Below are 22516 nucleotides of genomic sequence, written 5' to 3'. Positions count from 1 at the left end.
AATATTATTTGGGTTTTTTAAGAAATGATGAAAAAATATTTGAAACAACAAGTAGTAATATATATTTAAATGAACTTTTAGGAATTGCAAGAGAAAATGTAACTGAAGAAAATGTTATGAACATTCCTTCTGTTAGTAGTAGTGTTGACCTTATATTAGATTTAATAAGTATGCTAAATGTAAGATTATATAAAAGAGTCAGATGTGATAAAGTTGAAGAAATTGAAAATGACAATAGATTAACTTTATTAAATTTAGAACCAAACAATTTAATGACAGCTCAACAATTCAAGAGAGCTATGCTTAAAGATTGTATTTTACATGGAAGTGGACATGCGTTAATAGAAAAGAATAGAAATAAATTTGTAAAACTTTATTATACAGAAGAAAGTAATGTAACCGAATTGCTTGATACACAAATCATACATAAAGATGCAAAATTATTGGTTGGTGGAGAGGAATTTGAAATTTATGAGTTTCTTACAATTGCTAAAGATTCTAAAAATGGATTAAAAGGAAATGGCATTCTGCAAAAGAACAAAGATATATTAGCTTTAGCTTTACTAGAACAATCCTTTTTAAGAAGTAATTTGCAAAATGGAGGTAATTTAAAAGGATTTTTTACAAGTGAAAGTAAGGTGAAAGATCCTGATGAGCTTAGAGAAAAAATAAAAAGTGAAGTAACTGGATCAGCTAAATTTTCTGTATTTAATGCAGGAATAAAATACAATCCAATTCAATCAAGCAATACTGACATGCAGATTTTACAAAATAGAGAATTTACAAATGTTGAATTAAGAAAGATATTTAATATACCTAATGAGATAAAAACAGATTCAGATTATAGAATTTTTCTTAAATCATGTATTACACCTTGGTTAAATTTATTTGAAAATGCTTTAAATAAATATCTTTTATTGCAAAAAGAAAAGAATAATAACTATTATTTTCAATTTGATATTAAAGAACTGAGTAAGGCCAGTATCAAAGAGCGTTTTGATGCTTATAAAGCTGCTTTGGATTCTGGGATAAAGACTATAAATGAAGTAAGAACAGAAGAAAATCTTGAGACTTTAGAAGGTATGGATGTCTTAAAGAGTTCTTTAGGTTCAGTATTTTATGATATAACTAATAAAACTTATTTCACGCCTAACACTGGTGAAACTAAAAAGCTAGGTGGTGATATTAATGAAGAAGTTCAAGAAAAACCTGAAGGAATTTCAGAACAAATGGAAGATTAAATTTAATAAATTCAAGAAATCTATTAATATTGAGGATATCTATTTTTTCTTAGGTGTTTTTTTTATGCTTATTTTTATAATAGTAAAGTTTGGAATAATATATAGTCTTTTAATTTTATCAGCTATATGTTTCCTTAAAACTTATTTATTAATGAGAGGAGGTGCTACATATGAAGATAGAGTTAAGAGAAGATAGTGTAACACTTGAAGGTTATATAAATGTTACTGCTAGAGAAAGTAAGGTTCTAACTGACTTTGATGGCAGTAAATTTATAGAGGTAATCGAACCTAGAACATTTGATAGAGCTTTAGGAAAAGGTGGAGAAGTAGCAATGCTATTAAATCACGATTGGTCTAAACAAATAGGTACTAGAGATAGAAATGTTGAATTATTTGAAGACAATATAGGCTTGTTTTTTAGAGCAAATATAAGTGATAGTGAAACTATTGAACTTGCAAAAGCTGATAAACTGGTTGGGTGTTCATTTGGTTTTATAGAACCTAAATATTCTAAAAGGGAATTAAGGGGAGGATTTGAAAAGAGGTATATAGATGATTTAAATTTATTAGAAGTTTCTATATTATCTGATAAGAAAAATCCCGCATATTCAGGTTGTAGTGTTTATAAAAGAGATAATGATGAAAATATTTATACTAGAATGTTTAATGAACCTACTAAAGAAGAAAAGATTGATTATAGCATTTTAGAAAATGAAATTTGGCTTTTAAAAAACAAATAAACTACAACCCAAAGGCACTTATGTAAATAGGTGTCTTTTTTATATATAAATTTTTAAAAAATAAGGAGCGATTTAATAATGAGTAAAGCATTAGTAGAACAAAAAAATGGATTAATTGAAGAAATGGAAGGTTTAGTTAACAAAGCTAAAACAGAAACAAGAAGTTTAGATGATAAAGAGTTAACTAGAATTGATGAAATTAAAAGAGAAGTTGAGCAAATAGACAAAACTATTGCTGCTGAAAACTTAGTAAGATCATTTGAAAAAGTAGAAGAAAAAAGAGAGGTAAAAGATATGAATACACAAACAAGAGAGTTAGAAATAAGAGAAGAAGCTAAGTTTTTAGATTTTATAAGAGGAAATGAAAGAGCTTTAGATGTAGCTAATAATGGTGCGGTTATACCTACTCATATAGCGAACAAAATAATTGAGAAAGTTAAAGAATTATCACCTATATATTCATTAACTACTATATATAATGTAGGTGGAGATTTAGCATTCCCAGTTTACGATGAAACTTCAAGCTCAATATTTGCTGCTTATGTAGAAGACGGAGAAACTTTAAGTGAAGGAACTGGAAAATTCAAAGTTGTAACATTAAAGAACTTTATAGTTGGTTGTTTAGCAAAAATTTCTAAATCTTTAATGAATAGAACAGATTTTGATTTATTAAACTTTGTTATCTTAAAAGTTGCAGAAGCTATTTCTGAATTCATTGAAAAAGAACTAATAACTGGTAATGCTGGTAAAATGTCTGGATTAGTATCAATGACAAATACTGTTGAAACTTCAACTGCTTCAAAAATAGTAGCTGATGATTTAATAGATGTTCAAATGGCTGTTCCAGAAAAATTCCAAGCTAATGCATGTTGGATAATGCATAAAGATACATTAAAAGGTTTAAGAAAGCTTAAAAATGCTTCAACTGGAGAGTATTTATTACAAAAAGACTTAACTAAAGGATTTGGATGGGAGTTATTAGGAAGACCAGTATATACTTCTGAAAACTGTCCTGTTGCAACTGATGATAATAAAGCAGTTTTCTATGGAGATATGAGTGGGTTATACACTAAATTAACTAAGAAAGTTGAGTTACAAGTTTTACTTGAAAAATATGCAGATCAAAGAGCTATTGGTGTAATCGGTTATGTAGAATTAGATTCTAAAATAATCGAACCACAAAAAATGGTTGCTTTAACTGTTAAATCAGCTTAATTTATAGGAGGGTTATTCCCTCCTTTTACTTTTAATGGAGGTGAATAATTTTGTTTGAATTAAAGTTTAGTGAAATTTTGCTTGAAGATATAAAAGGCTATTTAAATGTGTTTGATAATGATAGTGATTTATTAATTCAAACCTTTTTAGATAGTGCAAAAGCTTATATAAGAAGTCATACAGGGCAAAATGACCTATATTTAGATGAACAAAAAGATATTGTTGTTGCTTTATATATGCTTGTAGAACAATACTATGATGGTCACAATAATCATGAAAAAAGTATTGAAAATATTCTAAATTTACATCCTAATAACTTAGTTTAAGGAGGGTAAATAAATGAATTGTAGAAGTTATAAACATAAAGTAATAATTAAAAGACCAGATGGAGTTACAAAGAATGATGATGGTCTACCAGTTGAAAATTATAAAGAAATATTAACTTGCAAAGCTAGAATATCAAATACAAGTGGAAAGGAAATTAATTTTGCCAACGGCGAAGGTTCGGTTGTAACTACTAGGTTTTATATTAGATATATTAGAGATTTAAATTTAACCAATAAAGATATCTTAATATATAATAATAATCAATTTAATATTGTTTATTGTAGTAATATTAAAGAAGAAAATAAAGAGTATGAGATTGTAGGTGAATATAATGGCTAGTGGTTTTGATGATTTATATAAAACATTAGATGCATTAGGCAATGTTGGTAAAAAGGCAAGTAAAAAAATACTTACCGAACAAGCTAAAGAGGTTGTAGAGCAACAAAAAATTGATGCTCCAAAAGATATCGAAAACTCATACCAATATTTAGAAGCGGAAAAAGTCAAAAGCAAAGGGAATACTAGTTTTGTTAAGGTTGGAATTACTAAAGAAAATTGGGAAAAATGCAAACAACTTTACTATCAGCATTATGGATACACTTTATGGTTAAATGGCCAATATTATGATCCTAACTTCTTATGGATGGATAAAAGTTTTAAGAAGATAGAAGATAAAGTACTTGATAATATGTATAAAGGTTTAGAAAAAGAACTTGATAGAATCTTAAATTAAGGGGGTATTAAGATGAAAGATATTTTTGATAAATTAGAAGAAGTCATTGGAATACCTACTTTTTTTATAGAAAGACCGAGTGGAAGTACTGACTGTATTACATATAAATTTAGACAGGATTTAATTTTAGCAGATACAAAAGAAGAGTTTACAGACAATGAAGTTTATATAAATCTTTTAGTTAAAAATAATATAACCAAAACTATTAAAACTCTAAAAGATTTTCTCATCGAAAATGGTTTTAGAAATATCAAAATATTGGAAACTATTAAGCAAAAAGATTTATTTGAAACGGTTATAATTTGCAATAAATCAATTTATTAACATTTTATAAATAGTGTGTTTTAGTGTTGATAAGTGAATCGCTTCACGATATAATATAAACATAGAGATATTAATGAGAGGAATTGGTTTAGATGGTAAATTATATAAGTAGAAGATGTCCAAGATGTGGACATTATAAAGGGTGGAGAAAGTTGAATTGGAAACAGATAGGTAAGAGATTATTAATTTGTTGTTGTCTAATAGTTGCTTCAATGATTCTATTTGCACCTTTGACAATGTTAAGTATGTTTTTGGGAGTTTTAGATGGGTTGTTTTTTGTAGGCTTAGTTGTATCTACACCATTCTATACTGTTGGAGTAGGTAAAAAAGATAAATATATACGTTATAAATGTTACACTTGTAAATACAAGTGGAAAGAAAAGAATTGGAAAAACAAAGAAATTCAAGATAGTTATCAAAAGTAATGGATAGGTTTAGCCTATCTTTTTTTATTTAAATTTAGAAAGGAAGCGATTTTAATATGGCAAGAGAATTAGGCATTAGAAAAGTTACATTTTTCCCTTCGACTGGGGATAATAAATATGGTTCACCTATAGCTTTAGAGTGGGCTGTAAGCTTAGAAACTAAGAACAATTATAAAGAAAAAGAGTATAAAGGTGATATGAAAATAGAAAGATCATCTAAGGTTTTAGAAAGTGTAGATGTTACCTTAGGAGTGTCTTCAAATTTACCTCCTGCTGTTGAAGCAGAAATAACTGGTGCAGATTATGAGCATTGTATGAAGATAACTAAAACATCTACTATACCAGTTTCTGGAGCATTATCATATGAGATAGTTATGGATGATTCTACGGTTAGAAGAAGATGTCTAAAATACTGTTCTTTAGCTAAAGAAGAGCAAAAGAACGATGTTGATTCTGAAGGTGAAGTATTTACTTTTAGTGGTAAAGCAATTTCTGATTCGCTTGATAATGTCGATATCTTAATGGATCAAAAAGAGGTCGAAGCAGCAAGTAGTGATACTGAAGCTAAAACGGCTTGGGATAATTTCTTTACTAAAGTTCCAACTGGGGATTATAGTTCTTAATTTTTCTATTGATAAAAGAGTGTCTTTTTTAGATGCTCTTTTATTTTTTAACAATTTATCATAAAGGAGTTTGATGAAATGGGGCATGTAATTAATGTAGGAAAACAAAAAAGAGTTGAATTAGTTTTAAATGGTGAGGAATGCTTTATGTCTTTAGATATAAAATCAATCCAACACTTTCAAACTAATGCAAAAATGGGGCTTTTAAAAGCGTTAAATAAAATAGAAAAAGAGCAAGATTTAGACCTTATTTATACTTTAATTCTTAGTACAGTTAAGAGTAAAAAAACAGGTGCTATCCTAGGTAAAAGAAAGTTAGGTCAATATGATGATTTTGAACTTGTATCAGCTTTAGGTACTCCATTAATGGAACTAGTAGGAAAATCTATGCCTGTAGCAGACGGTGAAGAAGAAAAAAAGTAGATGAAAGTAAAGATGGATATATAGATATAGACCACCTTTACTACTTAGGAAATACTATTTTAAAGTGGAATGATAGTGATATTTGGGAAACTGATTTAAATTTCCTATTTAAACAATTAGATATACACGTAAAATACAATAAAGTTGACAATAAAACCAAATCCAAAAGCAACGTAATTACAAGTGAGGGTGAGGTTAAAAAATATAAAGTTTTAAAATAAATCGAAAGGGGGTATTGAGAATGGCTGAAAAGCAATTGGTAGTAGATTTAGCTTTAAAAAACTCTGGATTTGATAAACAATTAAAATCAATTACATCTGAAATGAAACTTTTGGAAAGTAATTTTAAGAAAGCAGAAGCAGGTAGCGATGATTTTTCTAATAGCTTAGAAGGTCAGAAAGCTAAATTAGATTTACTTGAAGGTCAATATACACTTACTCAGAAAAAGATAAATGTGTATAACCAACAATTAGAGAAAGCTAAAGAAACTCTAGAAAAAAGTTCTGTAGGATATACAAAGGCAGAAGAAAAGTTAAAAGGACTTAAAGAAGAACTTGTAAAAGCCGAAAATGAATTTGGTAAAAGTTCTGTAGAAGTAACTCAACTTAAAGAAAAAATAAAAGATGCTGAAAAAGCTTTTGAAACTAAAGCAAATGCGGTTGTAAACGCAAACAATAAGTTGACAACTATACAAACTACAATCAACAAAACTGAATCTGAGGCAGGGAAGTTACAAAATGAGATAAAAAAACTAAATGGAGAAATGAAAGATATAGATTCTCCAGAAGGTTTAAATGATTTTGAAGATGAAGTTAAGTCATCTGCTAAAGAGAGTCTTGATTTTGCTGCTAAACTAACTATAGTTGGCGAAGGTATGCAAAATGTAGGTGATAAAGCTTCTGAAGCAGGTCAAGCTATATTAAATGGATATGGTGAAGCTATTAAAACAGTTAATGACTTTGATAAATCAGTAAACCAAATTCAAGCTTCAACAATGTTAACTAAAGAAGAAATGCAAGAAATAGAGCCTATTGTTAAAAATGTTTTTGCGGGTAACTATGGAGATAGCTTTGATGATGTAGCAAATGCGGTTGGTTCTATAAATAAGCATTTATGGTTAACTGGAGATGAATTACAAGGGGCAACAGAAAAAGCCTTTTTAATGAGAGATACTTTTGGTTATGATATAAACGAAAGTGTAAGAGTTGTAAACACCTTAATGAAAAACTTTGGATTAAGTGCAGATGAGTCTTTCAACTTATTATCTCAAGGAGCTAAACAAGGGCTTGATTTTTCAGATGAGTTACTAGATTCTATAAATGAATATTCTCCACAATTTAAAAAGGCTGGTCTTGATGCAGAAGATATGTTTAACATTCTGTATGATGGAACTCAAGCTGGAGCATGGAATTTAGATAAAATTGGTGATGCGGTCAAAGAATTTAATATAAGACTAACTGATGGTTCAACTGGATCAGCAGAAGCTTTAAAAACGCTTGGTTTAAATGCTGATGAAGTAGCAACTGACATGGCTAATGGTGGAGAAAAGGCAAAGCAAACTTATACTGGAATAATAGAAAAAATAATGAGCATGACTGATAAACAAGAGCAAAACTTGGTTGGAACAGCTTTATTCGGTACTATGTGGGAAGATTTAAGTCCAGAAGTTATTGGTGCTTTAGGTGATATAGGGGATAACTTTAATAAAACTATAGATACTGCTAATGAAATGAATTCTATTAAGTATGATGATTTAGGGAGTACTTTAGAAAGTCTTAAAAGAAGCACAACAACCAACATTGTAATGCCACTTGCTGAAAGTGTAATGCCAATAATAAATGAACTTATGCCATACATACAAAAGATTATAGATGCTATTTCAAATTGGGTTCAACAAAATCCAGAATTGGCAGGGACTTTAGTTATAGTAGTTGGAGTTATTGGAGTTTTATTATCTATTTTAGGTATGGTCTTGCCGATCATAGGTAGTATGGCTATTGCCGCAGGTGCTTTAAATGTAGCTTTGCTACCACTTACAGGAACAATCTTATTAGTTATTGCTGTTATAGCTGCTTTAATTGCAATAGTTGTATTAGTAATAGCAAAATGGGATGAAATTAAGCAATGTTGGGCTAATTTTTGTGATTGGGCTACCCAAAAGTGGACTGAATTTAAAGAATGGATGAGCCAATGTTGGGATAACATAAAGCAAAAATGTAGTGAATTAGCACAAGCTATGGTTGATTGGATAAAGCAAAAATGGAATGATTTTGTAAATTGGATTATCGGATGGGGCGAAAGAATTAAAAATAGTGTCTCAAATGCTTGGAATTATGTTAAAACTACAGCTACTAACTTAGCACAAAATACAGTTGATTGGATAATAAATAAGTGGAATTCATTCGTTGACTGGATATTTGGTTGGGGTGCTAGAATTCAATCAAGTGTAAGTAATATATGGTCTAATATAAAAAATACATGTTCTAACTTAGCACAAGGAGTAGTTGATGGAGTTAGAAATGCATTTTCTAAAGTGTATGATTTTATTACAAGTCCATTTAAAAGAGCTTGGAATTATATATCTGGAATAGGAAGTAAGATAGGTGGAATTATATCTAAAATTAACCCTTTTAACTGGTTTAGTTTAGGTAATGAAGGTGCTTTAACTCCGGTTTTAGAAGGTAATATTAGTCCTTTAAGTAATATAGCTAAAAGTGGACAATATTATACAGATTCTAATAATGCTAGAAGTAGTATGATGACTGACTTTATAAGGGCTACTAATAATTTACCTAATGTAAATTCAACATCTGATATTAATTTAGGTGTGGATTTTGGTCAGTTTGGAACTATAATAGCACAAGCAGTAGTAACTGGATTACAGAATATTACACTTAATGCAGAAATAACAACAATGTTAAATGGTAGGGAAGTAACAAATCAAATAACTGGTAGTGTTATAAAGAGTATTGATAAGAGCATACAAAAAAGGAGGTTTTAAGCTATGTTTAATGTAACTTTTAATAATACAGATTGTTTTGATTTAGGTATAAAAGCTATTGCAAGACATAGCTTACCTATTCCTTCTTTTAAATATAAAGAAGATAAGGCAGAAGGAATAAATGGAGGTTATATAACTGAATATGAAAATGTTGAAGATATAGAGATAACTATATCTTTTAATTTTTTATATATAAATGATGACGATTTTAATTATAAAAAAAGATTAATTAAAAATTGGTTAAGAAAGGTAAAGGATAATAAGTTGTCTTTTAGTGAAGATGAAGATTATTACTATAGAGTAAAAAGATTAGAAGTAAGCAATATTGAAAGAGAAATTGGTATTGCTGATTTTGAAGTTAAATTTATATGTGAAGGATATGAATATTCTTTACATGGGTGTAGAGAGATTAAAATAAACAAAAATTATACAGTATTTAACAATGGTGTAAAATCATTGCCTGTTTTAAGAGTAGTAGGTGAAGGTAATACTACAATCACTTTTAATGATAAGAGTTTTTCTTTAAATGTTGGACAGGAAGTTATTGTAGATTCCGAAGAAGAACTTTGCTATAAAGACGGAAGAATAGTAACAAATATAATGAGTGGTAAATTCCCTATAATAGAAGAAGGAAAAAATACTATAAATTGGACTGGAGAAAATATTCAAATCTATCTTCAAACTAACTTGAGGGATTATTAAAAGAAAAGAGGTGAATTAATGATACAACTATATAAACAAAATAATAAAAACTACTATATGAATGGTGATATGATATTAAAACCTATAGAAGCTACAATAAGAATGGAGTTAAATGGTCTTTGGGAAGTGAATTTAGTTCATCCATTTGATAAAAAAGGTAGATGGAAAAGTATAGGAATTAATGATGTAATAAAGGTAGATTTACCTTGGGGTGAAGACTTATATTATATCTATGATTTAGATGATAGTTCAGATGAAGGGGTTATTGTAAATTGTAAACATATATTTTTCAAATTAAATAAAACATATTGTAAAAATGTAAATGACACTAAGAATTTATATGATGTAAGACCTACTAATTGCAATGCAAAAGTAGCTTTAAATACTGTTTTTGCAGGTACAAATTTTAGAGGAGAAAGTAATATTACTAATACTAATACTTCATATTTTATAAGAAAAAGTATTTTAGAAGCTGTCGTAGGAAATGATGATAATAGTATTCTAAATAGATGGGGCGGAGAGTTATTTTTAAATAACTACACTGTAACACTAAATCATAGAATAGGTACAGATCATGGAGTTAAATGTAAGTATGGAAATAATTCTGTGTCTTTTAAAAGAAATAGAAATAGTGAAGATATTATAACAAGAGCTATTATAGTTATGTATGATGGTTTAATGTTGCCTGAACAATACGTTGATTCACCTTTAATTAATAATTATCCTGAAATTTACGAAGGTATAGTTGAATTTGATGATATAAAGGTAAAAGAAAGTCCTGAAGACAAAGAAGGATTTAATACTAAAGAAGAAGCTTTTGAAGAAGCAAGAAAAAGGATTAAAGAAGTGTTTAAAAATAATCATATAGACTTACCTAAAATTACTTTTGAAGTAGACATGATTAATAAATCAAACTCTCTTAAAGGTATAGTTAAAGATGGGTATATAGTTAATTTAGGTGATACGATAACAGCAGAACATGAAATGTTAGGAATAGACATAAAAACTAGAGCAATTGCAATAGAAATGGATTTATTAACTCAAAAATATACTAATATCACACTTAGTAATGAAAGCTTACCAAAAAGTAATTTGATTGATAGTGTAAATACTATAGATAAGATTACAACATCAAATGGTGGGGTTAAAGCAAATGCATTAGAAGGTATGGTAGATGCTTTAAAAACTAAATTTGGGGCTTTAAGGGATATTGCACAACCACAAGAAGTAAGAGCTATGCTATTTGAAGATAAGATAAAAGGTTCTAGAACTTATGGAGCATTAGCATTAGGTACAAGTGGAATTATGATTGCTAGTAAAAGACTTCCTGATGATAGTGATTGGGATTGGAGAACTTTTATTGGTGGTGGCTATGCTTATGCAGATGAATTAATAGGTATTTTAAGAACTGTATTAATAACTAATATGGATAAGTCATTTCAGATTGATTTAAATAAATCAGGTGGAGCTATCTTTAAAAATAATGAAAAAGTAGCTATTGAAATAGTTAATAATATGATTAATTTATACAACTATATGAAAGATGAGGATTATATCGGTGGATTAATGTCGTTAATAGATAATAAAGATCCTGATAAACCGGTAATAGCATTAGGGAATGATTTTGATAGTGCTATGATGCTAACTTATCCATTAGACAATAGTAAGCATAGCCCGTATATAACGTTAGATAAGTTTGGAGTTCTAGGCACTTCATACCCTATTATGATATACGAAGAAAGTTACTTTGCTAAAGTTGCACGACTTTTTAAAGCGATGTTTGGTGAATATGAATTATATAATACATCTGCGGATGAATTAATTCTAAGAATGAAACAAGGTGGAAAGTTTTTTGTAACAGATAATAATTTTTATTCAAAGTTTCATGTAGGAGAAGATTCATTTTCTGTTTTAGACTTTTTTAAAAATAGTGGAAGTAATGATTGTTGGTGTGGCTATAATTTTTTTGTAGATAGGAATTTTCACTCTAATGGTGATATTAGCTGTTCAGGGGCAAAGAATAGAATTGTTGACACTGAACACTATGGAAAAATTAAAATGAATGCCTATGAAACAACAGAATGTCATTTTGGAGATATAGGAAGAGATAAATTGGTAAACGGAAAATGTATTCTAAGAATAGATGAGAGATTTTTAGAAACTGTAAATACAAATATTCAATACGAGGTTAAGACTTGGGCTTATGGTAACGGTAATGTATGGGTTGAAACTAAAGATATGTATCCTCAGTATGTCATTGTAAAGGGTAATAATGACATAGAGTTTGGATATGAAATAATAGCTAAACAAAAAGGTTATGAGAATAAAAGAATGGAAGAATATATAAAATTAAAAACATTAAATATTGTTAGAGATAAGATTATTGATAATAAGTAATAAGGAGGTTAGAATAATATGGTTTTAAATCCAAAAATAATAGATATAAATGTAGATAAAAAGTATTTAAAAAAGATAGTTGCTAAACAAGGTGATGTTAAAAGTAGATACTTATTATTTAGATTTTTTAATGATTATGGAGTTATAAATTTAAATAAGGCTTCAGTAAGAATATATATAGATAAGCCAGATGGTACTCAAATTTTTAATGATCTTACTATTGATAACGTTAATAATTTAGCTGAGTTAGAACTTACTACTCAAACTTTAGCTTTAGCAGGTATATTAAAATGTGAGCTATCTATAAATGAAGATGAATCTATACTTTCAAATATACCTTTTGAAATTGAAGTTATAAAAACACTAAAAAAGGATAGTGCAATAGAGAGTACAAATGAGTTTTCAGCGTTAACTGAAGCATTAAAAAAAGTTACTGGAATTGATAATTTATATAGAGATGTAGAAAAAAACTCTAATGATATAGCTTCTTTAGAGGTGAATTTAGATTATACTACAGAAAAAGCAGAAGATAATACTGAAACTATTATTTATAATCTTAAAAATCGAGAGGGTTCTTATGGAGACTGTATAGTAATAAAGAGCGACGATGGAACATTTTCAATGATTGATTGCTTCATGGAAGAAAACTATCAGATTATGATAGAACAATTGGATAAAATTGGAGTGAAAAAACTAAAGTATTTCTTTGCTACCCACGATCACAGCGACCACATAGGGAATGCACCAAAGGTATTGGAGAAGTATAGACCTCAATTTATTGTGTATAAGGATGGGATAGATTATTCTAGGTTGCCATCCCAAGAAGTTGAGTGGGATACTAAAGGGTACCATGATAGAATGTTAGCGGCAGCAGATAGATTTGGAGTACAAAAGATAGTTGCAAATGACCAGAGGTTTGTTATAGGTAAGAATGACTATATAGAAGCTTTTGCAAGCAGATTCTATGGAGATTATACTAATTTAAACTCACTTTGTGTTAATTATCTATTAGTAAGCCATGGAACCAAAAGTCTATTTCCAGGAGATAGCACAACATCTACTGAAACACATTTACAAGGTAGAATAGGAAAAATAGACCTTTATAAGTTGAGTCACCATGGTGCAGATGGTGGGAATAGTGATAAAAGGTTTGAAGAATTACAAGCAAGATACTGCTTAATAGACAGACTAGAAGTGTATAAGAAAGATATAATAAAGAACTTTGCTTTAAAGTGTTTAAAGTATAATGGTAAAGTTTTTTCAAATGATAATAATGATATGACGGTGTTTAAAATAACAAAAGGAGCGATCTATCCTTGTTGCTTGGAATACATTATGCCTTTTGAATTTTTAGATTACTATGGAAAATATAAAATGACAGATGGAGCTGGCAAGGTTGCTACTACTGGAATTTATCAAAATAAAGTTGATTTTTACTTTGTTAAAGAAGATGGTTTTATAGCACAGAATGAATGGGTTAAGTTGGGTGGATATGATTATCATGCTAGCGAAACTGGGGCATTAGATAGAAATAAATTCATTGCAGGTACTTATAATGATAAAACAGTATATTATTGGGTTGATGAATACGGAAGAATGGTAATAAAACCTACTTTGATTTATTACAATAATAATACTTATTTAATTAAAGATAATACCATGATGGCAGAAGAAGAATTTTATTCTTATCAGGCTAATTGGTATTATGCAGGGCGTGGAGGAGCTTTGTTAAAAAACGATTGGCTACACAAAGATTCTAATTATTATTGGTTAAAATTTAATGGGATAATGGCTTGCGATGAAACTATATTTATAAATGGAAAGTGGTATGACTTCAATGGTTCTGGAGTATGCACTAATCCAGAGGGTAGGGATACTAAAAATTAATAAAAAGGAGGTTGGGAGATGAGTTTAAGAAAAAATATAAAACTAACTGTAAAAGATTATGACATTTTTCTTAGTTCATCCTTAAAGTTTTGGCAATATGATATATTGACACTTACTTTTGAGATTGAAGAGTTTGGAATTGAAATATTAAATGGAATAAAAACTAGAGTAATTACTCCTATTAATTCACTTTCTGCAATAATACTTATAGAGAATCCAAATCAACAAGATATTGTTGAAGCAGCGCAAATAGTAGAAAATAAGGTTACGTTCAAGCTGAAAAAAGAACATACAAAGAATTTAGGAATAACTAAATTACAAATAAAGTTAAAAGATTCTGATGGATGTAAAGTGACTCTACCACCTTTTGATATGGAAATTAGAGAACCAATAGGGATAGAAAATGGTGATGTAGCAAGATGTGGTAAATTTTTAACAAACGAATTGACAGTAGGAGAAGGACTTTCTGAAGAAGAGTTAAAGCAAAATTCTGAATTAGAATTAGTTGATTGGCAAGATAATATTACACCTGTTTCAGCTAATAATCTAAATGCTTTTAAAAAGAAAATAAAAGCAAATGAAAGCACTATAAACTCAATAGTTAATAAAGTAAATATATTAGAAGATAATTTAAATAAAAATAAAACAAATGTATTTAAAGGTCAATTTTTAGCTTCAGAAGGACAAAATAATTTTGATATTCCACACGAAGTACTAACAAATGATATATTATTAATATATTTTAATGGTTTAAATTTGCAAAAAGATATAAATTATTCTATTAGCAATAAAACAATAACTACCCCAACTTTAACAAAAGGTGATGAAATTTCTTGGATATTAATAAAGAATGGAATTATATAGTAATAAAAGAAGTGAAGAGTTCATTGTAACTGAATTCTTAAATATATACATAAGATAAAGCCGATGGGTTGAGTTAATAGACTACTGGAGGTTTTATATGGAGCAAGAATTTTTTAAATTAATAGCAACACAAGGTATATTTGCTGCTTTGTTTATTTGGTTACTTTGGGACACTAGAAAAGAAAGTAAACAAAGAGAAGATAAACTTTATGGAGTTATAGATTCTTTGACCGAAAACTTTAATGTTGTACAAGATATAAAAGAAGATATTGTAGACATTAAAAATGATGTTGAAGATATTAAAAAAAACATAAATAAAATGTAGATTTTATTACATAGATAGACAAGGTAATTTATTTTACTTTGTCTATTTTTTTCGATTTTTAGGTATAAAGGAGTAGGTAAATGAGGGATTTGGTTTTTATTTTAAATAATATAGATAATGATAAAAAGGTAACACTAAATATAAATAGCTATAATAGTTTATTATTATATTTAGAACAATTAAATGATAAAAAGGTAAAGGAAAAATATAATTACATAACAATAATAGGAATAGAGGAAATATATAAATACTGTAGAAAAACTTTAGAAAATAGCTATAATGATAATGTTGAAAATGAGATAGTGAATAATATGGCAGATAACATAATTAATATAATAGATAATTTAGGTTATGAAATAACATATCACAATTTAGAGAAAGGCTGTTAAAAAACTATAAATTGTGATATTATTTTTTTATAATTAATATGGAGGTTTAACTAGATGTTAGAAAATATACAAAAGTTAAAATGTGCTTTATATGTTAGAACTTCAACAACAGAGCAAAAAGATAGTTTGGAATTACAAGCTAGATATAAAAATAACAATTTTAAAATAGATAAAATTTATTCAGAAGAAGTTTCAGGAAGAGATATTTTAAAAAGACCAGAACAAATAAAACTACTAAATGATTGTGGTATAGAAGTAACTTCTGTACAAAAACAAGCTGTTTTTACACTAAATGATAAACCGCCATTATATGATTGTATTATAGTTAGTAATACAAGTAGGTGGGGAAGAAATGTCGTACAAGTTAAACAGATAGTAGAGGCTTTACATAAGAAAAATGTGAAACTTTGGTTTGATGATCTTAGTAAGTTTTCTGACTCTAAAGATTTGTCTTTAACATTGGATATGCTATTCGTTTTGGATGAAAATTATAGTCAAACAATTTCGCAAAAAGTAAAAAGTGCAATGGATAAGAGAAAAAAAGAAGGTTATATATTAACAAATGGACGGTTAATTGGCTATGATAAATCAAAAGAAGGTACTTTAGTTAAAAATAAAGATTCAGATATGGTTAAATCAATATTTGAAGACTATGTATATGAGAATCTTGCTATCAGAAAATTGGCGGAAAAGTACAATTTATCTACAAGTACAATAACAACTTTATTAAAAAATATCAAATATGCTGGATTTATGGCTTATGGAATAAAAGAATATGGTTGGGATTTCTCAAAGTTAGAAATAGTTAAAACAGATAAAATAGAGCCAATCATAACAGAAGAGTTATTCTGGAAAGTTCAAGACATAAGAAGAAGTAGGAGTAGAATCGTTGAAGGAAGTAAGAATACTAGAAATAAGATTGGAGTAAATAATAAAACTCATTCTTTAAGTAGTAAGATTCTTTGTACTAATTGTGGGAAAAACTTTCATTATAAGGATAGAGGGTATTGGATATGTGGAACGCATTCAAAATATCCTAAGAAGTGTGATATGCCTACCATGAGAGAAAATAAAATAATTAATTACCTAAAGAGTCCTTATGGTTTAAAGGCAATTAAGAATGGATTAGAAGTAAGGTTAGAAGGCGAATTAAACAAGTTACAACTAGAAAATACAGAGCCAATAAAAAGAAATTTAAAAGAATTTAAGGAAAAGAGTTCAAAGTTGTTAGATTTATATATGGATTCATTAATAGATAAAAATACATTTGAAAAAAGAAATAATATATTAAAAAACAAGATAGATAAACTAGAAAATGAATTAAAGATATATAATGATAAGGAAAATTATAGAATTAAATTACTTGAGTTAAAAAAAGAAGCAAAAAGATTTTTAGATGAATATGAAGAAATTTTAGATTCAAATAAGCCAGAAAAAATATTTGATAGAGTTTTTAAAATAGAAGTAGATAAAATTATTGATATTAAAAAAGGAAAGGAAGTTAGTTATGTAAAGAATATTAGATTTAAAGACTTTAAAGTTTTAGAAGATTATCAGCTATTTAATCAATTTACCAATATAGAAGATGTATTAGAATATAGAAAATAAAATATGAGTATTGTGTTTAATTACACCTGGAGTTCACGCTTCGCATGGTATGGAGAGAACTCACTATGATGCTTTAGAGAACACTATAAAACTAATGTATTTATATTTAACAAGGTAAAATAAGAAAAATCATTAACAAATTTGAGTCATCTAAAAGTGAAAAATACTTTTAGGTGACTTTTTTTAGATTATTATCTAACTATTTATATATTTCACTTAAAAATATAAGATATGAACTACATAATTAATAATTTTTTTACTTGAATTAAGGATTAGCTAATATTAAAATTAATAAAACTAAAATAGTTAATTTGAATTTAACTTTAATTTTTCCTTAGATAATATTAGGATTAAATGAAACTACATTATAAGGTGATTAATAAATAGAACTTTTGTAAATAATATACTTAAGATAAAGTTGATTGGAGTGTAGAGAATGAAAGAGTTTTTAATAGTAAGTATTTTAGTTTCTACTTTATTCTTAAGTGAAGGATTAATTTATGGAAGTACTTTTTTAGAAAAAGAAGTTGATTTAAACAATGCTACAAATATTTCCTTAGATAAGGAGTCGTATAAAGATTTGTATTATGTTGGTGAAAAAGCCCCTCTAACTAATGAAGAAAAAAAGTTAATAGAAAATTATGCTTTAAAATATAGGGAAAGGACTACTTTCTTAGATTTAGGCGCTAATATAGATGGATTTAAAGAAATAGGAAAGGAAAGATATTATCAGATAACCTTATATTCTAAAAGTGTAAAAGGTGATGATTTAACGGGAGTGGTAGATAGAGTTCTTATAAATAAAAAGGGAAATGTTTTAAAGGGCGAAAATGGGGAACCTTTAAGTGGAATAGAGGGTCTCATAACAAATTTGAATATAAGCAATAATGATATTATGGAGTTAGAGAATATTGCAAGGAATTATGAAGCAAAATTAAATAATAAAGATTTAGATGTAGACATATGGGGAGAAAAAGAAATTAATAGTGAGATTTATTATGGAGTTAATATATACTCTAATACTTTGAAAAAAGAAGGGATTTTTGAACCTTTAGAAAAATTATATATAAATAAATCTGGAGAAGTTATTAGAAGTACAGAGACTTAGATTAGGAGAGTATAAATGGAATATGGAGATATTAAATTTTTAGTTAGGAAAAGTTTAAATACAGAAGAGGGACTAAATATAAGGCTTAAGATTAAAGATGTTAATTTAAGAGAAATTCAGCTTTATAGGGGTAAAACAAAAATAAACAATATAAAGTGTAAAGAGGAGTTTTATTGCGATTCAAACTTTATATATATTAATAATAAAAGTAGTGATTTGATTTTAGAATATGATGTTTTAATAGGCAGTTTAGGGAAGCATGGAAAAGGTGGAGAAATAGGAGAGGATTTAATAAGTTTTATGGGTGAACAAATACTTCTATTACCAGTTGAAATGCTTACAATGAATGATGATCTAAGGTTAAATTGCATCCTAGAAATAGATTTTACCAATCTTATAGAAGATATAAAGAGTGAAGTCTATAGTGAAAAGGATTATAAAAGTATAATACCTTTTAAGGAAGGTGATTTTAAGTCAAAGTGTGTAGGGGGGACTTGGAGTGACCTATATGAAATAATGAAGTCTTCATATACCTTTGGCTTTTTTAAAGAAATAGTTTTAAAGAAAGAATATGGAGAAGTACATTTATATAGTAGTATTGAAAATACATTTTTAAATGACAGTAGTAAGGAAGAGCTTGTAAGAAATATAAAGTCTATTTGTGATTATTATTATAATTTATTTAAAATAGATTCTCTAAATAAGAAAGATTTGAATATAGTTTTACTTAGAAATAGCAAAAAGGAGAACTCTTATATATTAGGCGGAAGTGGAAAAAATGTTATAAGTGCTACTTTTGATATGAATAAAAAGAGAGATTGGCAATTATTATCCCATAGAATTTTTCATGCTTTTATGGATGATCTTTTAAAATCAAGAGTTTATCATCTTCCTCCAAATCTTTGGTTAACAGAGGGTTTAGCTACTTATTATGAAAACTTAGCTTTAGAATCCTTAGAAGAGGGATTAAAAGAAAGACTAGATATAAAGTTTAAAAAGGAAATGGCAAATTTATATACTAGATATTTATACATGACTTTAAAAGAGCCAAGCAGATTTAGAATAATTCCTATGGAAGAAGGAAGCATAAGAAGTCATGGTAAAATAGAGTTTTTACATTATACAAAGGCTCCCTTATTAGTATATTTTATAGAAACTTTAAATAATTCATGTGGCAATAAAAATAAAATAATAGAATATTTAATTAATAACAAAGAGAAGAGTTTTTCTATGCAAAATCTTTTTTATAATCTATTAGGTTTTAGGTGTGATAGCTTTGCATCTAAATATTTATTTGGAAATAGTATAATTCCTCTATGGGATTTAAAAGAACATTTAGATGACAAAGAGGTTATTTGTAACTTACAGGAATATGAGTATATTTTGTGGACATGGTTTTTAGGAGAAGAAGAAAATTATATTAAAGATGATCTTAGGACATATAACAAAAATATTGAGGAAATCATAAGCCTTAGAAATATTAACATGTATAATTCTTATTTAACAAAGGAAATTGAGGATTATTCTAAGGAATTAAGCTTTTTATTAAAGGCTTGGATTATTAGAAGTAATATATGTAGTGTTTCTTCTCAAGATGAAAATATTAGATATAAACTTTTAAAGGATAAAGAGAATCTTAGAATTTGGAAGGAATTTGTACAGCAATCTATAAAAAATAAGGCGAATATAAGATAAGGCATCTATTAATTTTATGAATGTTATAATATGATACTTTAGTTACAATATAAAATTTTTAACAAATTAACATAATAATATAAAGCTAACAAAATAATATAAATGAGTTTTTAGTAAAGATACTTATTATATTAATTTTATAATAAATACATTATAAGCTTATCCATTATGTCTAAATATAAAAATATATAAAGATAAAAGTTAAATATCAATAATTTTAATAAGGGTATTTTAAAAGAAGTGAAATATACTAAATAATAGTAGCAGGTTATTTATGATATAATAATTTATGAAATAATTATATTTCATAATGGTAATATTTTTGTTTACAACTTTAAAGAATCTGATATAATAGAGTTTGTTATTTAAAATGAAATATTTTATTGCTATGATGAAGAAGAGTACATAAGTAATTATTTTAAAGCGATTTAGGGAGGGTGAGAGCCTAAAAAGTAATCTTATAGAAAGAAGCTTCGGAGCTTAGACTGAAAATCTTAAATTTTAAGGAGTAGGTCTAGGGGTAATTCCCTTAAGTAATTATGAGTGAGTTAGCTTAGCTAACTAATTTAGGTGGTAACGCGGAAGTTAAGTCTTTCGTCCTAATTTTTAGGACGAGGGACTTTTTTTATTACATAAATTTAGAAAGGAAAGTGAAAAGAATGAGTTATGAAAATTTAGCTAATTTAATATTCCCAAACATAGACAAAACACCGGAATATTATTTTGAAAAATATCCAAAGAGAGATTTAAAAGAAGGGGCTAAAGTATTAAGATATGCACCAAGTCCAACTGGATTTCAACATATAGGAGGAGTTTTTGCTTCATTAATAAATGAAAGATTAGCTCACCAAAGTGGTGGAATATTCTACTTAAGAATAGAAGATACTGATCAAAAGAGAGAAGTTGAAGGTGCTATAGATGATACTATAAAAACTATGCATAACTTCGGAATGGATTTTGATGAAGGAATAACTGGTGAAAACTCAGAAAAGGGAGCTTATGCACCATATAAACAAAGTCAAAGAGCTGATATATACAGAGCTTTTGTTAAGGATCTTTTAAGAAAGGGATTAGCTTACCCATGCTTTATGACTTCAGAAGAATTAGAAGCTTTAAGAGAAAAACAAATTGCAGAAAAATTAACTCCAGGATGTTATGGAGAGTTTGCTAAATATAGAGATTTATCACCAGAAGAGGCTATAAAGAGAATTGAAGTTGGTGAAAGTTATGTTATAAGAATGAAGTCACCTGGAAATCCTGAAAAGAGAGTTGTCGCTCATGACATGATAAAAGGAGAGGTTTCATTCCCAGAAAATCTTCAAGATGTAGTAATAATAAAAGGTGATGGCCTTCCAACTTATCACTTTGCTCATGCAATAGATGATACATTAATGAGAACTACTCATGTCATAAGAGGAGAAGAATGGTTATCATCACTTCCAATACATCTTCAAATGTTTGAAGTTTTAGGAGTAGAAGCACCTAAATATGCTCATATTCCAACAATAATGAAAATGGATGGAAGTTCAAAAAGAAAATTATCAAAGAGAAAAGATCCAGAAAGTGCAGTAAGTTATTACAGTGAAAAAGGATATCCATCTCAATCAGTTATTGAATATCTTTTAAATATAATAAACTCAGCTTTCGAAGAGTGGAGAGCAGAAAATCCAGATGCTGATTATCATGATTACAAAGTTGAACTAGATAAAATGAGTAAGAGTGGAGCTTTATTTGATTTAGTTAAATTAAATGATGTAAGTAAAGATGTTATCTGTAAAATGAAACCAGAAGTTGTTTATGATTTATATACAAACTGGGCTAAAGAGTATGATAAAGAAATGTATGATTTAGTTACTTCTAAAGAAGCTATGATGAAAGAAGTATTCAATATAGATAAAGAAGGTCCAAAGCCAAGAAAAGACTTTGCTAAATGGGATGAAGTTAGAGAAAAAATATTCTACTTCTTTGATGAGTTATTTGATAAGGAAACAGCTAATGATGTTGAATTACCAAAAACTTTAGAATTAGAAGAAGCTAAGAGAATAATAGAAGCTTACGAAAAAGCATATAACTTTAATACAGATAAGGATACTTGGTTCTCAGATTTAAAAGAAGTTGCTGTAGAATTAGGATATGCTACTGATAGAAAGAAATATAAAAATAACCCAGAAGAATATAAAGGAATGGTTTCTGATGTTGCAGGTGCTGTAAGAGCAGCTTTAACTCACAGAGCGAACACTCCAGACCTTTATACAATAATGCAAATTATGGGAGAAGAAGCAGTAAGAGAAAGATTTAAAAAGTTCTTAGCTTTATAATTTGATTTAAGAAGTTTAATATAATACTAAATAAAAAAACTTGCAATGTTAATTTTTTAGTGGTATAATTAGAACATAACAGAAAAAGCTTTAAAAGATGAATAAAATTTTCCTTAAACTTAAAGAAAATTTTTATTAATCCATTTAAATCTTTAAATTTAAGGAGGATGT

22 protein-coding genes and 1 other annotated feature are annotated in these 22516 nt (G+C 27.7%); all 22 genes read left to right on the top strand.

Features of this window, described 5'->3' with window-relative positions:
* The first annotated feature begins 8 nt into the window (after positions 1-8).
* Positions 9-1241: a phage portal protein gene (locus QP548_RS06235; protein ID WP_284905038.1), complete on the top strand. Its 1233-nt coding sequence runs from the start codon at positions 9-11 to the stop codon at positions 1239-1241.
* Positions 1242-1305: 64 nt separating this feature from the next.
* Positions 1306-1437 carry a hypothetical protein gene (locus QP548_RS06230; protein ID WP_284905037.1) on the top strand — a complete coding sequence of 44 codons (132 nt, stop codon included), beginning with the start codon at positions 1306-1308 and terminating at the stop codon, positions 1435-1437.
* A complete protein-coding gene (locus QP548_RS06225) occupies positions 1412-1981 on the top strand; it encodes an HK97 family phage prohead protease (RefSeq protein ID WP_284905036.1) in 570 nt (189 codons plus the stop codon). The genes QP548_RS06230 and QP548_RS06225 overlap by 26 nt, the downstream gene beginning before the upstream one ends.
* 78 nt (positions 1982-2059) lie before the next feature.
* On the top strand, positions 2060-3196 hold the full coding sequence (locus tag QP548_RS06220) for a phage major capsid protein (RefSeq protein ID WP_284905035.1): 1137 nt from the start codon (positions 2060-2062) through the stop codon (positions 3194-3196).
* Between the two features lie 50 nt (positions 3197-3246).
* Positions 3247-3522 carry a head-tail connector protein gene (locus tag QP548_RS06215; protein ID WP_284905033.1) on the top strand — a complete coding sequence of 92 codons (276 nt, stop codon included), beginning with the start codon at positions 3247-3249 and terminating at the stop codon, positions 3520-3522.
* Between the two features lie 13 nt (positions 3523-3535).
* Entirely contained in the window at positions 3536-3862 is a 327-nt protein-coding gene (locus tag QP548_RS06210; protein WP_284905032.1) for a phage head closure protein, read from the top strand.
* On the top strand, positions 3855-4256 hold the full coding sequence (locus tag QP548_RS06205) for an HK97 gp10 family phage protein (protein ID WP_284905031.1): 402 nt from the start codon (positions 3855-3857) through the stop codon (positions 4254-4256). Before QP548_RS06210 ends, QP548_RS06205 begins: the two co-directional genes overlap by 8 nt.
* Before the next feature lie 12 nt (positions 4257-4268).
* A complete protein-coding gene (locus QP548_RS06200) occupies positions 4269-4580 on the top strand; it encodes a hypothetical protein (protein WP_284905030.1) in 312 nt (103 codons plus the stop codon).
* 92 nt (positions 4581-4672) lie between these two features.
* A complete protein-coding gene (locus QP548_RS06195; protein WP_284905029.1) occupies positions 4673-5005 on the top strand; it encodes a hypothetical protein in 333 nt (110 codons plus the stop codon).
* Positions 5006-5061: 56 nt separating this feature from the next.
* Entirely contained in the window at positions 5062-5628 is a 567-nt protein-coding gene (locus tag QP548_RS06190; RefSeq protein ID WP_284905028.1) for a hypothetical protein, read from the top strand.
* 78 nt (positions 5629-5706) lie between these two features.
* A complete protein-coding gene (locus QP548_RS06185; RefSeq protein WP_284905027.1) occupies positions 5707-6051 on the top strand; it encodes a hypothetical protein in 345 nt (114 codons plus the stop codon).
* A gap of 241 nt (positions 6052-6292) precedes the next feature.
* Positions 6293-9052 carry a phage tail tape measure protein gene (locus QP548_RS06180; protein ID WP_284905026.1) on the top strand — a complete coding sequence of 920 codons (2760 nt, stop codon included), beginning with the start codon at positions 6293-6295 and terminating at the stop codon, positions 9050-9052.
* 3 nt (positions 9053-9055) lie between these two features.
* Entirely contained in the window at positions 9056-9754 is a 699-nt protein-coding gene (locus tag QP548_RS06175) for a distal tail protein Dit (protein ID WP_284905024.1), read from the top strand.
* A gap of 18 nt (positions 9755-9772) precedes the next feature.
* On the top strand, positions 9773-12151 hold the full coding sequence (locus tag QP548_RS06170) for a phage tail spike protein (RefSeq protein ID WP_284905023.1): 2379 nt from the start codon (positions 9773-9775) through the stop codon (positions 12149-12151).
* Positions 12152-12169: 18 nt separating this feature from the next.
* Entirely contained in the window at positions 12170-14038 is a 1869-nt protein-coding gene (locus QP548_RS06165) for a BppU family phage baseplate upper protein (RefSeq protein WP_284905022.1), read from the top strand.
* Between the two features lie 18 nt (positions 14039-14056).
* Complete coding sequence (locus QP548_RS06160; protein ID WP_284905021.1) at positions 14057-14902, top strand: hypothetical protein; 846 nt, start codon at positions 14057-14059, stop codon at positions 14900-14902.
* A 97-nt stretch (positions 14903-14999) separates the two neighbouring features.
* Complete coding sequence (locus QP548_RS06155; RefSeq protein WP_061427717.1) at positions 15000-15227, top strand: BhlA/UviB family holin-like peptide; 228 nt, start codon at positions 15000-15002, stop codon at positions 15225-15227.
* 80 nt (positions 15228-15307) lie between these two features.
* Positions 15308-15616, top strand: a complete 309-nt coding sequence (locus QP548_RS06150) for a hypothetical protein (protein WP_061427719.1) — start codon at positions 15308-15310, stop codon at positions 15614-15616.
* Between the two features lie 54 nt (positions 15617-15670).
* Positions 15671-17224 (top strand): recombinase family protein, encoded by a 1554-nt coding sequence (locus QP548_RS06145; protein ID WP_284905020.1) that lies wholly within the window; start codon positions 15671-15673, stop codon positions 17222-17224.
* Positions 17225-17660: 436 nt separating this feature from the next.
* Complete coding sequence (locus tag QP548_RS06140) at positions 17661-18332, top strand: hypothetical protein (RefSeq protein ID WP_061427723.1); 672 nt, start codon at positions 17661-17663, stop codon at positions 18330-18332.
* Between the two features lie 15 nt (positions 18333-18347).
* Positions 18348-20027 (top strand): hypothetical protein, encoded by a 1680-nt coding sequence (locus QP548_RS06135; RefSeq protein WP_061427725.1) that lies wholly within the window; start codon positions 18348-18350, stop codon positions 20025-20027.
* Positions 20028-20406: 379 nt separating this feature from the next.
* Positions 20407-20632 (top strand) — a binding site (T-box leader).
* A 54-nt stretch (positions 20633-20686) separates the two neighbouring features.
* Complete coding sequence (gltX, locus tag QP548_RS06130) at positions 20687-22345, top strand: glutamate--tRNA ligase (protein WP_284905019.1); 1659 nt, start codon at positions 20687-20689, stop codon at positions 22343-22345.
* Positions 22346-22516: the final 171 nt, after the last annotated feature.

Origin of the sequence: Clostridium sp. UMB9555A (genome assembly GCF_030222355.1) — a bacterium.
In the GTDB taxonomy this organism is placed as follows: domain Bacteria; phylum Bacillota; class Clostridia; order Clostridiales; family Clostridiaceae; genus Sarcina; species Sarcina perfringens.
Note: the sequence above shows the minus strand (reverse complement) of the source record. Positions and strands in the feature narration are given on the sequence as shown.